Source organism: Plantactinospora sp. CA-294935, from assembly GCF_050936445.1.
Lineage (GTDB): Bacteria > Actinomycetota > Actinomycetes > Mycobacteriales > Micromonosporaceae > Plantactinospora.
Genome location: NZ_JBNJMU010000001.1, coordinates 450,499 through 463,196 on the forward strand (window position 1 = coordinate 450,499; position 12,698 = coordinate 463,196).

A 12,698-nucleotide genomic window follows, 5' to 3' on the forward strand; every position below is an offset into this window, starting at 1 on the left:
GACCTCAAGGACCAGGTGGTCACGTCGTCAGACGATGCCGGGTCACCGACTCACCTCTGGACCCGGGCACTCGCCCCCCGGACGAGTGCCTCGACCTCCTTGAGGCTGGCCATCGAGGTGTCGCCGGGGGTGGTCATCGCCAGCGCACCGTGCGCCGCGCCGTACTCCACCGCGCTGGCCAGGTCACCGCCGGTCAGCAACCGGTAGATCAGCCCGGAGGCGAAACTGTCGCCGCCGCCGACCCGGTCGAGGATCTCCAGGTCGGGCCGGTGGGTCGCCTGCACGAATCCGCTGCCGGCGGACCAGGCGATCGCTCCCCAGTCGTTGACGGTCGCGCTGCGTACGGTGCGCAGCGTGGTCGCCACCACCTGGAAGTTGTCGTACTCCTTGGTGACCGCCTCGATCATCCGCTGGAAGTTCGCCACCTCCAGCTCGGCGAGGGACTCGTCGGTGTCCGGGACCGCGAAGCCGAGCGAGGCGGTGAAGTCCTCCTCGTTGCCGATCATCACGTCGACGTACCGGGCGAGTCGTCGGTTGACCTCCTGCGCCCGGGCCTGGCCGCCGACCGCCTTCCAGAGGCTGGGCCGGTAGTTCAGGTCGTACGAGATCAGGGTGCCGTGTCGGCGGGCGGCGGTCATCGCGGCCTCGATGGTCTCCGGGGTGACCTCGGAGAGTGCCGCGTAGATGCCGCCGGTGTGCAGCCAGCGCACGCCCAGGGTGCCGAAGAGGTGGTCCCAGTCGACGTCGTCCGGGCGGAGCTGACCGGCCGCGGTGTGCCCCCGGTCCGAGGTGCCGACGGCGCCGCGTACCCCGAAGCCCCGCTCGGTGAAGTTGAGCCCGTTGCGGACGCTCCGGCCGATGCCGTCGTACGGCACCCACCTGACGAACGAGGTGTCCACCCCGCCGGTCAGGATCAGGTCCTCCAGCAGCCGTCCCACCTCGTTGTCGGCGAACGCGGTGACCAGCGCGGTACGCAGTCCGAAGCAGCGGCGCAACCCCCGCGCGACGTTGTACTCGCCACCGCCCTCCCAGGCCCGGAACGTCCGTGCGGTGCGTACCCGGCCCTCGCCCGGGTCGAGCCGGAGCATCACCTCGCCGAGCGAGACCAGGTCGAATCGGCAGTCGTCGGCGGAGCGGAGCGTCAGCATGTGCGGACCTTTCGGGCGGGCCGGACGGCGGTCAGCGGTGGAGGGTGCGGGACGGGTGCCGGGTCGGGCTGGCCCGGGCCCGGTCGGGCTCAGCCGGCGGAGCGGCTGGCCTCGACGGCGGCGGCGGTCAGCCGGGTGACCTCGTCCCAGCGCCCCTCGGCGAGCAGCGCGGGGGCGACCATCCAGGTGCCGCCGACGGCGAGCACGGCGGGCAGTGCCAGGTAGTCGGCGAGGTTGCCGGTGTTGACCCCGCCGGTCGGGATGAACCGGACCGACCGGAACGGGGCGGCCAGCGCCTTGACCATGCCGACCCCGCCCAGTTGCTCGGCGGGGAAGAACTTGACCGTGTCCAGTCCGGCGTCCAGCGCCATCTGGATTTCGGTGGCGGTGGCGGCGCCGGGAAAGACCGGCAGCCCGCGCTGCTGGCAGTGCCGTACCACCGCGGGTGAGAAGCCGGGGCTGACCACGAACCGGGCGCCCGCCTCGGCGGCCTGGTCGACCTGGGCCGGCGTCAGCACGGTGCCGGCGCCCACCAGCAGGTCGGGGCGCTCGGCCATCAACCGGATGGCGTCGGCGGCGGCGGCCGTCCGGAAGGTCACCTCGATGGCCCGCAGGCCACCCTCGGTGAGCGCGGCGGCCAGCGCCGGCGCCGAGCCCGCGTCCTCGAGGACCACGACCGGCAGGATCCGGGTCGCCGCGATGGTCTCTGTTACGCCGACAATATGTTCATCATGTTGAACGCTGGTCACATACGCGACCCTACTGCGCTCCCCGACGCTGTCAAGCCGACTAGAGTGGCCGGCATGACGACGGGTACGACCAGCGGCGCGGAACTCCGGCCGGGCCCGGCCGGCCAGCCCGTACCCGGCCGGTCGGACCAGGCCGGCCCGGCACCGTCCAGCCGGTCGGACCAGGCCGCCCGGACGATGCCGTCCGGCGCCGCTCCGCTCGGCGCGGTCGAGGCGTTCCAGCCGGTGAAGTCGGCCGGCCGGACCCTCGACGTACTGGAGGCGCTGGCCGACTCGCCGCAGCGCCGCTCCCTGGTCGAGCTGGCCCGCGCGCTCGGTATCCCGAAGAGCAGCCTGCACGGGTTGCTGCGCACGATGATCCAGCGCGGCTGGGTGGAGGCGGACACCACCGGCACCCGGTTCGGGCTGGGCGTACGCGCCCTCCAGGTCGGTGCCGCCTACCTGGAGGCGGACGACGCCACCGGACTGCTGGCCGGGGTACTCGACGACCTGGCCGGCCAGTTCGGCGAGACCGTGCACCTGGGCCGGCTGGACGGACCGCACGTCGTCTACCTGGCCAAGCGAGAGTCGGTGCACCGGCTGCGGCTGTACAGCGCGATCGGCCGGCACCTCCCGGCGCACGCGACCGCGCTCGGCAAGGTGCTGCTGGCGCAGCGCACCGACGAGGCGGTGGACCGGCTGCTGAACTGGCCGCTGCCGGCGCTCACCCGGCACACCGTCACCGACCCGGAACTGCTGCACGCGGAGTTGGCCTCGGTGCGGGACCGGGGCTACGCGGTGGACCGCGAGGAGAACACCGAGGGCATCGTCTGCTTCGCGATGGCGGTGCCGCTGCAGTCTCCGGCCGTGGACGCGATCAGCCTCTCGGTGCCCGCGACCAGGCTGGACGCGGGCAGCGAGGAGCGGATCGTCGCCGCGCTGCACGGCGCGGTCCGGCAGGTGCGGGCCGCCCGCACCCTGCTGGCCGGCGCCTGACCCGGCCACCGCCGCCGGTCGCCCTGCTTTTCCGGTACGCCGTTCAGCCCGGCCGCGTTACCGCCATAACCGGCCCATCGACATGAACAACCTCGGGGCGACCCTCGCCCAGTTGCTTTCCGTTTTCAAGCATGTAAATGTGTCTCTGGCTGCCATGGGAGCGCTCCCTCGCACCACCCCGCCGCACGCCCGGTACCTCGCGGCACCCGCACCACTCCACGGACACCCACCACGCCAAGGAGCATCATGAGACGTTCCGTCCCCGTCTTCGCGGCGGTCGCCGGCCTGTTGGCCAGCGCCGCCATCGCCGTACTCAGCGCCGCCGGCCCCGCCCAGGCCGACGTCCAGATCTGCGAGCAGTACGGCTCGACCACCATCCAGGGCAGGTACGTGGTCCAGAACAACCGCTGGGGCACCACCGCCCAGCAGTGCATCAACGTCACCGACACCGGGTTCTCCATCACCCGGCAGGACGGCCAGGGCAACACCAGCGGCGCCCCGGTGTCGTACCCGTCGGTCTTCCTCGGCTGCCACTACACCAACTGCTCGCCCGGGACCAACCTGCCGATGCAGGTGAGCCAGATCGGCAGCGCCAGCAGCAGCATCAACTACAACTTCGTCAGCGGCGCCACCTACAACGCCTCGTACGACATCTGGCTGGACCCGACACCCAAGCGGGACGGCGTCAACCAGATGGAGATCATGATCTGGTTCAACCGGCAGGGCTCGATCCAGCCGATCGGCTCCTCGGTCGGCAGTGCCACCGTCGCCGGGCGTACCTGGGACGTGTGGCGCGGCAGCAACGGCTCGAACAACGTCATCTCGTACCTCGCGCCGTCCCCGATCAACAGTTGGAACTTCAGCGTGCTGGACTTCATCAACGACGTCCGCAACCGGGGTGCCATCACCAACTCGTGGTACCTGACCAGCATCCAGGCCGGCTTCGAGCCGTGGATCGGCGGCACCGGCCTCGGCGTGAACTCGTTCTCCGCGTCGGTGAACGGCGGCGGCAACCCGCAGCCGAGCAACCCGCCGACCGGCCAGCCGAGCAACCCGCCGACCAACCCGCCGGGCGGCAGCTCCTGCCGGGTCGCCTACACGGCGAACACCTGGAACAACGGGTACACCGCGTCGGTCACCGTCACCAACACCGGCTCCAGCGCGATCAACAACTGGTCGCTGACCTACGACCTGCCGTCCGGGCAGCAGGTCGGCAACGCCTGGAACGCCACCGTCACGCAGAGCGGATCGGCGGTGACCGCCCGCAACATCGCCTGGAACGGCACCATCGCACCGGGCGGTACGGCCTCGTTCGGCTACCAGGGCACCTACAGCGGCACGTACTCCTCGCCGACGTCGTTCAGCCTGAACGGCTCCCCCTGCACCCGCGCCTGACCCCTGCCTGACCCACTCCCATCCAGCCGCCCCGTCCCGGGCACAGCTCCGATCGTGTGCTCCTGCTACCCCGCCGGGGGTAGCAGGAGCACACGCCGGTCAGCGGGTGGTGGGGCCGGGGCCCAGGTGGAGGTGGGGGGTGGGGGGTGGGGGGTGGGGGGTGGGGTGGTGGGGGTGGGGGTGGGGGTGGGGGTGCAGCGTGCGGGGGTCGGCGAAGACCACCCGGCTGAGGTCGTGCCCGCCGGGGTCGCCGGCCAGCACACCGGGCACCGCCGACAGCATCGCCGAGCCGGCCGGCGGCACCGTGGGCAGCGCACCGGGTTGTCCGGGCGGCAGCACCGGTGCCAGGGCGCAGAAGGCCGCGCGTACCCGGTCGGCGCGGTAGTCGGCCGGATCGTCGGTCGTCCGGAGCAGCACACCGCCGTACCGCAGTGGGCGTACCTCGGCAAAGGCGCCGCTCGCCCGGAGCCGCTCCGGTCCACCCAGCTCGGCGACCAGTTCCCGGGGGCAGACCGTCACCCACTCGTAGCCGCGCAGGTGCGTACGGCTCAGCTCGGCGGAGGACTCCGCGGACCGGCCGAGCGCCGCGTCCAGCATCGTCGCCGGGGAGAGCAGGCCGGCGTTGACGACGATCTCGCCGTACGCCGGGTCGGTCGCGTCGCCGACCAGCCGGGCCAGCTCGACCAGGGCCGGCAGCACCAGCGGCAGCCCTCCGGACCGCCCCTCGAAGCCGATCGAGATCTGCAGCCGAACATGCTGCCGGCCGGCGAACCGGGCCAGGAAGATGTCCAGTTCGGAGGCGATCGCGGTCGGCGCGACGTCGAACCACCTGGCCGAGAGCTGGGCGAAGTTGTCGGTGATCCCGTCCACCCAGCGTCCCGGCCGGCGCCGCCGTCCGCGCCCGCCGGCGTCCTGCTCGAACGCGGTCAACGAGGTGGCCGGGGCGGCGGCACCGGCCGGATGGACGAACGGCAGCAGCACCCGGCACACCTCGTCGTGCCACCAGCGGGCGAACGTTCCCAGCCAGCCCGGGTCCTCGGCCCGGTCCAGATAGAGCAGCCAGGTGACGAAGTCCGGCTCCGGCCCGTTCTCCTCCGGCCCGGGCTGGCCGAGGCCGCCGCCGAGCAGTTGGTCGTACATCCCGCACCTTCCCCTCGCGCCGCCACGGCCGGGTCGACGGCCCCGTGAGCCGGACGGCGCGTACGCGGTGCCCCGGGCGGCGGTTGCCGGTCAGGGTAGTCGCTCGGCGACGCGACGGCTCAGCGGCTCAGCCGGGGAATGCGGCGGGTCAGCCCCGGGATGCGGCGGGTCGGGGTGCGGCGGGTCAGCGGCCCATCGCGTCGAGCTGGCGCAGCTCGCTGTCGCTCAGCGAGAAGCCGAAGAGGTCGACGTTCTCCCGGATCCGGGACGGCGTGCCCGACTTCGGGATCACCACGATGCCGTGGTCGATGTGCCAGCGGAGCACCACCTGGCCCGGGGTGACCCCGTGCCCGCGGGCGATCTCCCCGAGCACCGGGTCGTCCAGGTCGGTGGTCTTCAACGGGCTGTACCCCTCCAGCACCACGCCCCGCTCCCGGTGCTCGTCGAGCCGGCGCGGGTCGTGCAGCACCGGACCCCAGCGGATCTGGTTCACCGCCGGAGCCTCCTCGGTCGCCTCGATCAGCATGTCGAGCTGGCCGGTGCTGTAGTTGCTCACCCCGACCGTCCGGACCAGGCCCTCGTCCCGGACGGCCAGCAGCTCCCGCCAGCTCGCGATGCTGGCCCGGTCCTGCGAGGGCGGCCAGTGGATCAGCCACAGGTCGACGTACCCGGTGTCGAGCGCGGCAAGGCTGGCCGCGATGGTCTCCCGCTCCCGACCGGCCTGCTCCGGCGGAAGCTTGGTGGTGACGAAGATGTCCTCCCGAGGCACTCCGCTGTCCCGGATCGCCCGGCCCACCTCGTCCTCGTTGCCGTACATGGTGGCGGTGTCGAGGTGCCGGTAGCCGACGTCGAGCGCCTCCCGGACGGCGTCGTAGGCACGGCGACCGCGTAGCTGCCAGGTGCCGAAGCCGAGCATCGGCATCCGGACCTCGCTCGGCAACGTGACGGTGGGCTGGTCGATCGCAGAGGTCATGGGGATTTTCTACCCGGATACGCCCTGACCATGCATTCCGGCATCCGGCGCCGGATCGGCGCAGAATGGCCGGCATGGGTGACCGGCTGGACGAGTACCGGCGCAAGCGCGACCGGGCGCGCACGCCCGAACCGGTGCCGGAGCCGGAACCGGTGCCGGAGCCGGCCGCGGCGCGGCCCGGGAACCGGTTCGTCATCCAGCAGCACCACGCCCGGGCGCTGCACTGGGACCTGCGGCTGGAGCGGGACGGGGTGCTCGCCTCCTGGGCGGTGCCGCGCGGGCTGCCGCGCGAGCCCGGGCGCAGCCACCTCGCGGTGCACACCGAAGATCATCCACTGGAATACCTGGAGTTCTCGGGCGAGATCCCGGCCGGCGAGTACGGCGGCGGCCGGATGACCGTGTTCGACCGGGGCGACTACACCTGCGAGAAGTGGCGCGACGACGAGGTGCTGGTGGCGCTGCGCGGCGGGAAGGTCTCCGGACGTTACGTGCTGTTCCGGGCGGCCCGGGGCGGCGAGTCGGGCCGGGCCGGCACCGGGCGCAGCGAGCGGGACTGGATGGTCCGCCGGCTGGATCCGGCACCGCCGGGCTGGCAGTCGATGCCGGAACGGGTCCGGCCGATGCGCGCCGCCACGGCGGCGAAGCTGCCGGCCGACGACGCGGCCTGGGGTTACGAGATGCGCTGGGACGGCGTGCGGGCCATCGGGTACGTCTCCGGCGGCCGGCTCCGGCTCCGCTCCGGCGCCGACGACGACCTCACCTCGGCGTACCCGCAACTGCGGGAGCTGGCCGAGGCGCTGGCTCCCACCGAGGCGGTGCTGGACGGCGAGCTGGTCGGCTTCGACCGGGCCGGTCGGGTACGCCCGGCGGCGCCCCGCTCGGCCGGCCAGCGCCCTCCGGCCCGGGACGGCAGCCAGTACCTCATCTTCGATCTGCTCTGGCTGGAGGGGACCAGCAGCCTGGACCTGCCGTACGCCCAGCGCCGTGAACTCCTCGACGGCCTGGCCCTGTCCGGGCCGCACTGGCAGACGCCCCCGTACTTTCCCGGCGGCGGCCGGTACGCCCTCGACGCGAGCCGCGAGCAGGGGCTGGCCGGCGTGCTGGCCAAGCGGCTGGACGCCGGTTACCTGCCGGGCCGGCGCAGTCGGCACTGGCTCGTCGTCGACAACTGATCCGACGCGCGCGACGGCGGAGATCACGTCGGTGCCGCGTACGGACGCCACTTTCGTCACCGGCGGTGCCCCACTTCCCGGTGCCCGGGGCGCGAAAGAGTGATCGAACACGCGGCCGTTACCGCGCGGGCCGGCCGCCCGGCAGGGATCATGGGAGAAACCGAGGTATCGGAGGCCGCCCGGTGTATCTGACGCACCTGCACTGCCCGCGCTGCGACACCAGCTACCCCGCCGACCGCCCACAGAACCTCTGCTCGTGCGGCTCCCCGCTGCTGGCCCGGTACGACCTCGCCGAGGTGCGCAAGGCGGTGGACCCGGCCGCGCTGGCCGGGCGGTCGGCCGACCTCTGGCGCTACCGCGAACTGTTGCCGGTCGCCGAGGACCGGCACGTCACCACGTTCGGCGAGGGCTGGACCCCGCTGCTGCCGGCGGCCCGGTACGGCGAGTCGGTCGGCGTACCGGGTCTGCTGCTCAAGGACGAGGGGCTGGTGCCGACCGGTTCGTTCAAGGCCAGGGGGGCCGCCGTCGGGGTGTCCCGGGCCCGCGAACTGGGCATCCGGCACGTGGCGATGCCGACCAACGGAAACGCCGGTGCCGCCTGGGCCACCTACGCCGCCCGGGCCGGGCTGCGGGCCACCATCGCCATGCCGCTCGGCGCACCCACCATCACTCGCCGGGAGTGCGTGGCGGCCGGTGCCGAACTGCACCTGATCGACGGCCTGATCAGCGACGCCGGCCGGTACGTCGGAAAACTGATCGCCGACTCGGCCGGTTCCCCGGACGGGGAGATCTTCGACGTGAGCACCCTCAAGGAGCCGTACCGGCTGGAGGGCAAGAAGACCATGGGGTACGAGATCGTCGAGCAGCTCGGCTGGCGGGTGCCGGACGTCATCGTCTATCCGACCGGCGGCGGGGTGGGGCTGATCGGCATCCACAAGGCGCTGCACGAGATGCGGGACCTCGGCTGGATCGGCGACACCCTGCCCCGGCTGGTCGCCGTGCAGTCCACCGGCTGCGCCCCGATCGTGCGCGCCTTCGGCGCCGGTGCGACCCGGGCCGAGCCGTGGGCCGACGCCTGGACCGTCGCCTTCGGCATCAACGTGCCGGCGCCGCTCGGCGACGAACTCATCCTCGACGCGCTCCGGGACACCGCCGGTACGGCGGTCGCGGTCGACGACGAGGCGATCCTCGCCGACCTGCACGACTTCGGTGTCCGGGAGGGTCTGCTGCTCTGCCCCGAGGGAGCCGCCTGCCTCACCGCCGTCCGGCAGCTACGGGCCGGCGGCTGGATCCGCGCCGACGAGCGGGTGGTGGTGCTGAACACCGGCGCCGGGCTGAAGTACCCGGAGACCGTCGACGTGGACAGCCTGCCGGTGGCGGGATGACGTCGGCGATCTCCCGGTCGCGGCGCGACCTCGGCGACCTCCGGGTGGCCGCGCCCCGGCGGGCCGGCGCCGATGGCCGGACCGGAGGCGGCGAGGCGGACCGAAATTTGACAACGACGGCGTACCGGCACTAGGCGTTGAGTGGTTATGTCTCACGCCGCGAAGCGCGTCCGGGCGACCGGATCGAGCGAACCAGTTGACGTACCCGAGCACCTCGGCGAGGCCGACGCGGAGACCTGGCGCGGCGCGGCCGCGATCCTGAGCGCGAACTGGACCGGCACCCACACGGTGCCGTCCCGTACCCTCTACCCGCACCAGTGGAGCTGGGACGCCGGCTTCATCAGCATCGGGCTGGCCCACGTCGCACCGGACCGCGCCTGGCGCGACCTGCGCAGCCTGTTCGCGGCGCAGTGGCCGGACGGGCGGGTGCCGCACATCGTCTTCGACCCCGGGGTCACCGAACGCGACTACTTCCCGGGCCCGACCTTCTGGACCGGCGGCGGTCCACCCGGCCGCGGTGGCGTGACGCACGACGGCGACCTGCCGGCCGCCAGCGGCGTTCCGGCATCCGGCGGGCTCCCGATCCCCAACGGCAGGGCGGCGTCCGGTGAGATCGGCACCTCGGGCAACGGTGCCGGGCCGGCCAGGCTGAGCAGCGGGATAGTCCAGCCACCGGTGCACGCGGTCGGCGCCTGGGAGGTCTATCGGCGCGCGCCGGACGAGGCGGCCACGGCGGAACTCCGCTGGCTCTATCCGCGACTCGTCGCCCAGCAGGAATACCTGGCCACCGCCCGGGACGTCGGCGGCGCCGGGCTCGCCGCGATCGTGCATCCGTGGGAGTCCGGGCTCGACAACAGCCCGTGCTGGGACGAGGCGCTCGGCGCCGTACCGGTGGCGGCGGAGGTGTTGCGCCGGTACGCCCGGCGGGACAACCAGGTCGTCTCCTCCGACCACCGCCCCACCGACGACGACTACGCCCGCTACCTGACCATCGCGCTGTCGTACCGGGACGGGGGCTACCGGGACGCGGATCTGGCGGTACGGCATCCGTTCCTGGTCGAGTGCCCCGGGTTCAACGCGCTGCGTGGCGCGGCCGAGCTGGCGCTGGCCCGGATCGCCGAGGTGGTCGGCGCCGACCCGGCACCGCACCGGGACCGGGCCGCCGCGATCACCCGGCAACTGGTGGACCGGCTCTTCGTCCCGGCCACCGGTATGTTCCACGCGCTGGACGTCCGGACCGGGCGGCACAGCCCGGCCCGGTGCGTCAACGGGCTGCTGCCACTGGTCCTGCCGGGGCTGCCGGCCGCGCAGGTGGCGAGCCTGGTGGCCGTGCTGGAGTCGGCTCGGTTCGGGGTCGACTCCATGCCGGTGCCCAGCTACGACCGCTCCGCCGTCGACTTCGACCCGTTCCGGTACTGGCGCGGACCGGTCTGGTTCAACATCAACTGGCTGCTCCGGTCCGGACTGCGTACGCACGGCCGGGACGGGCTGGCCGACAGGCTTCGCTCGGCGCTGCTGGACCTGGCCCGGAACTCCGGCTACTACGAGTACTTCCACCCCGACAGCGGTGCCGGGATCGGCTCTCCGGCCTTCAGCTGGACGGCCGCGCTCACCCTCGACCTCCTCGCGGAACCGATGGGCTGACGCGGCCGTACCCCGGTCAGCTCGTCGGCGGCTCGTCCTTGCCGGCCTCCTCCATCGCGTCGGCCTGCTCCTTGGTGTGGTGCACCGCCTGGTCGGCGTGCTCCGGAGGGCCGTAGATGGTGTAGAGCACCAGCGGGTTGGGGCCAGTGTTGACGAAGTTGTGCTTCCGCCCGGCCGGTACGACCACCAGGTCGCCCTGGGTCACCTTGCGGGTCTGGCCACTGACCCGGGCCTCGCCGGTACCGCTGACGAAGGTGAGGATCTGGTCGATGTCGTCGTGCACCTCCTCGCCGATCTCGCCGCCCGGCGGGATCGTCATGATGACCAACTGGGTGTGCTTGCCGGTCCACAACACCCGGCGGAAGTCCGGGCTCTCCTCGGCGACGGTAGCGATCGTGAAGTGCTCCATGCCCCCTCCTTACCCAGGAAGCGCGGCGTTGATTCCGCGCTTCCTGGGACGGATGTGACCGCTGGGACGCGCTCGAACCCACCCGGGTCGGCCCCTACCAGGTCCGGCCGGGCGTCGGGTTTGCTTCCGGGCACGGTGGGAAACCCCACACCTAGCCGGAACGACCGACGAGGCGGACCGGTCGAGCCAGGTCCCCGCTGGCGTACCGCCGATGGGCTGCGCGGACGGGAGACGGCCAGAGCGCGGCGACGCCAACGTTCCACCGGCGGCGCCGCGCGCTCGTGGCCGGCCCCGTTCCACCTGCCGCCAGTGACTCGCCCGAAACGGGCCGGTCCCCGCGGCGCCGGGCCGCACCGCGGGGACCGGGGACGCCCGGCCGGTGGCGCGCCGGCCTGGCGTCGGAGTGTGGTTCCGGTGGGTGGACATAGAGCTGGAACGCCTGGTCCGTGCGGCGACACCTGTCCGCACTCGACATTACTCTCAGTCAACAGATGGCCACAGTTAGTACGCCTGTCCGATCGAGGACAAGCCGAAGCGGCTCCGGACGGAACCGCACCGTCGCCGGGTACAACACCTGCTCGGCGCGCGGCACGCTGACCGGAGGGACCGGCCGCAGGGTTCCGGCTGAAGGGGTTCGGTGCTCCGCGTTACCCCTGGCCGGTGCCGTACTCGCCACGCAGCGCCGACTCGCCACGGCGGGGTGCGGCGAGGCAGCATGGACGGGTGGACAACCCGAGCGCCGGACGCTACGCCCCGCTGGCGCACCTACTGACCGGTGGCGACGTGGTGGTGCTCAGCGGTGCCGGCCTGTCGACCGACTCCGGGATTCCGGACTACCGGGGGCCGAGCGGGGCGCTGCGCCGGCACACCCCGATGACGTACCAGGCGTTCGTCGGGGACCCGCTGGCCCGGCGCCGCTACTGGGCGCGCAGCCACCTCGGCTGGCGGACCATTGCCCGGGCCACCCCGAACGCCGGGCACCGGGCGGTCGCCGAACTCGACCGGCGCGGGCTGCTGGCCGGCATCCTCACCCAGAACGTGGACGGCCTGCACCAGGCCGGCGGCGCTCGGTCCGTGGTCGAACTGCACGGCAGCCTGGCCCGGGTGGTCTGCCTGGGCTGCGGCGAGACCACCGACCGCGAGACGCTGGACCGGCGGTTGCGGGCCGCCAATCCCGAGTTCGGCGCCCGGTCCGACACGGTGAACCCGGACGGCGACGTCGAGCTGCCGGACGAACTGGTCGAGGGCTTCCAGACCGTGGACTGCCTGGCCTGCCCGGGCGGCCTGCTCAAGCCGGACGTGGTCTTCTTCGGCGAGTCCGTACCGCCGGACCGGGTCCGGACCTGCTTCGAGCTGGTCGAGCGGGCCCGGCTGCTGCTGGTGCTCGGCTCGTCCCTGACGGTGATGTCCGGCCGCCGGTTCGTGATCCGGGCGGCGAAACTCGACATCCCGGTGGTGATCGTCAACCAGGGCCCGACCCGGGGCGACGACTACGCCGAGCTGACCGTCGACGCACCGCTCGGCCAGGTGCTGCCGGAGCTGGTCCGGCTCGCCGGCCCGGCCCGCGGCACCGCTGCTGCGGGCGCCGGCCGGCGCACCGGTCAGCCGCGCCCAGCCGGTCCGGCCGCGTCGGATCCAGGCGAGCCGGCTGGGGCCGGGCTGGCCCCGGTGGGCGCCGCCGGCACCGTCAGCCGGTAACCCCGGATCC

General features: G+C 73.0%; 11 protein-coding genes. 6 read left to right on the forward strand and 5 right to left on the reverse strand.

The window, feature by feature from the left end; translation table 11 throughout:
* Window positions 1-50: 50 nt before the first annotated feature.
* Entirely contained in the window at window positions 51-1,148 is a 1,098-nt protein-coding gene (locus tag ACQEVC_RS02080) for a sugar kinase (RefSeq protein WP_432872804.1), read from the reverse strand.
* A gap of 89 nt (window positions 1,149-1,237) precedes the next feature.
* The gene (gene eda / locus ACQEVC_RS02085; protein WP_432872806.1) at window positions 1,238-1,897 is read right to left on the reverse strand and encodes a bifunctional 4-hydroxy-2-oxoglutarate aldolase/2-dehydro-3-deoxy-phosphogluconate aldolase; all 660 of its coding nucleotides are present in this window, start codon (window positions 1,895-1,897) and stop codon (window positions 1,238-1,240) included.
* Window positions 1,898-1,951: 54 nt separating this feature from the next.
* Here eda and ACQEVC_RS02090 point away from each other — a divergent pair, with 54 nt between their 5' ends.
* Both ACQEVC_RS02090 and ACQEVC_RS02095 read left to right on the forward strand, forming a co-directional pair.
* Window positions 1,952-2,872 (forward strand): IclR family transcriptional regulator, encoded by a 921-nt coding sequence (locus ACQEVC_RS02090; RefSeq protein WP_432872808.1) that lies wholly within the window; start codon window positions 1,952-1,954, stop codon window positions 2,870-2,872.
* A 246-nt stretch (window positions 2,873-3,118) separates the two neighbouring features.
* Window positions 3,119-4,267 carry a GH12 family glycosyl hydrolase domain-containing protein gene (locus ACQEVC_RS02095; protein ID WP_432872810.1) on the forward strand — a complete coding sequence of 383 codons (1,149 nt, stop codon included), beginning with the start codon at window positions 3,119-3,121 and terminating at the stop codon, window positions 4,265-4,267.
* A 99-nt stretch (window positions 4,268-4,366) separates the two neighbouring features.
* Here ACQEVC_RS02095 and ACQEVC_RS02100 read toward each other — a convergent pair whose 3' ends face one another.
* Together ACQEVC_RS02100 and ACQEVC_RS02105 are read right to left on the reverse strand one after the other, a co-directional pair.
* Window positions 4,367-5,407, reverse strand: coding sequence for a hypothetical protein (locus ACQEVC_RS02100; RefSeq protein WP_432872812.1), 1,041 nt, complete (start codon window positions 5,405-5,407; stop codon window positions 4,367-4,369).
* Window positions 5,408-5,591: 184 nt separating this feature from the next.
* A complete protein-coding gene (locus ACQEVC_RS02105; protein ID WP_432872814.1) occupies window positions 5,592-6,380 on the reverse strand; it encodes an aldo/keto reductase in 789 nt (262 codons plus the stop codon).
* A 74-nt stretch (window positions 6,381-6,454) separates the two neighbouring features.
* Between ACQEVC_RS02105 and ACQEVC_RS02110 the strand changes: the two genes are divergently transcribed.
* The 3 genes from ACQEVC_RS02110 (at window position 6,455) to ACQEVC_RS02120 (ending at window position 10,581) form a co-directional block, all read left to right on the forward strand.
* On the forward strand, window positions 6,455-7,552 hold the full coding sequence (locus ACQEVC_RS02110) for a DNA polymerase ligase N-terminal domain-containing protein (protein WP_432872816.1): 1,098 nt from the start codon (window positions 6,455-6,457) through the stop codon (window positions 7,550-7,552).
* A gap of 182 nt (window positions 7,553-7,734) precedes the next feature.
* Entirely contained in the window at window positions 7,735-8,937 is a 1,203-nt protein-coding gene (locus ACQEVC_RS02115; RefSeq protein WP_432872818.1) for a threonine synthase, read from the forward strand.
* Between the two features lie 147 nt (window positions 8,938-9,084).
* Entirely contained in the window at window positions 9,085-10,581 is a 1,497-nt protein-coding gene (locus ACQEVC_RS02120) for an MGH1-like glycoside hydrolase domain-containing protein (protein WP_432872820.1), read from the forward strand.
* 16 nt (window positions 10,582-10,597) lie between these two features.
* Here the strand turns inward: ACQEVC_RS02120 and ACQEVC_RS02125 are convergent, their stop codons facing one another.
* On the reverse strand, window positions 10,598-10,990 hold the full coding sequence (locus tag ACQEVC_RS02125) for a cupin domain-containing protein (protein WP_432872822.1): 393 nt from the start codon (window positions 10,988-10,990) through the stop codon (window positions 10,598-10,600).
* Window positions 10,991-11,713: 723 nt separating this feature from the next.
* Here ACQEVC_RS02125 and ACQEVC_RS02130 point away from each other — a divergent pair.
* A complete protein-coding gene (locus tag ACQEVC_RS02130; protein ID WP_432872823.1) occupies window positions 11,714-12,688 on the forward strand; it encodes an NAD-dependent protein deacetylase in 975 nt (324 codons plus the stop codon).
* The last annotated feature ends 10 nt before the right edge of the window (window positions 12,689-12,698 follow it).

Bases quoted from the DNA above. Each gene is read 5' to 3' on its own strand.
- ACQEVC_RS02090 (WP_432872808.1), top strand. From the start codon at position 1,952: ATGACGACGGGTACGACCAGCGGCGCGGAACTCCGGCCGGGCCCGGCC.
- ACQEVC_RS02110 (WP_432872816.1), top strand. From the start codon at position 6,455: ATGGGTGACCGGCTGGACGAGTACCGGCGCAAGCGCGACCGGGCGCGC.
- ACQEVC_RS02105 (WP_432872814.1), bottom strand. From the start codon at position 6,380: ATGACCTCTGCGATCGACCAGCCCACCGTCACGTTGCCGAGCGAGGTC.
- ACQEVC_RS02125 (WP_432872822.1), bottom strand. From the start codon at position 10,990: ATGGAGCACTTCACGATCGCTACCGTCGCCGAGGAGAGCCCGGACTTC.
- ACQEVC_RS02080 (WP_432872804.1), bottom strand. From the start codon at position 1,148: ATGCTGACGCTCCGCTCCGCCGACGACTGCCGATTCGACCTGGTCTCG.
- ACQEVC_RS02120 (WP_432872820.1), top strand. From the start codon at position 9,085: ATGTCTCACGCCGCGAAGCGCGTCCGGGCGACCGGATCGAGCGAACCA.
- ACQEVC_RS02095 (WP_432872810.1), top strand. From the start codon at position 3,119: ATGAGACGTTCCGTCCCCGTCTTCGCGGCGGTCGCCGGCCTGTTGGCC.
- ACQEVC_RS02100 (WP_432872812.1), bottom strand. From the start codon at position 5,407: ATGTACGACCAACTGCTCGGCGGCGGCCTCGGCCAGCCCGGGCCGGAG.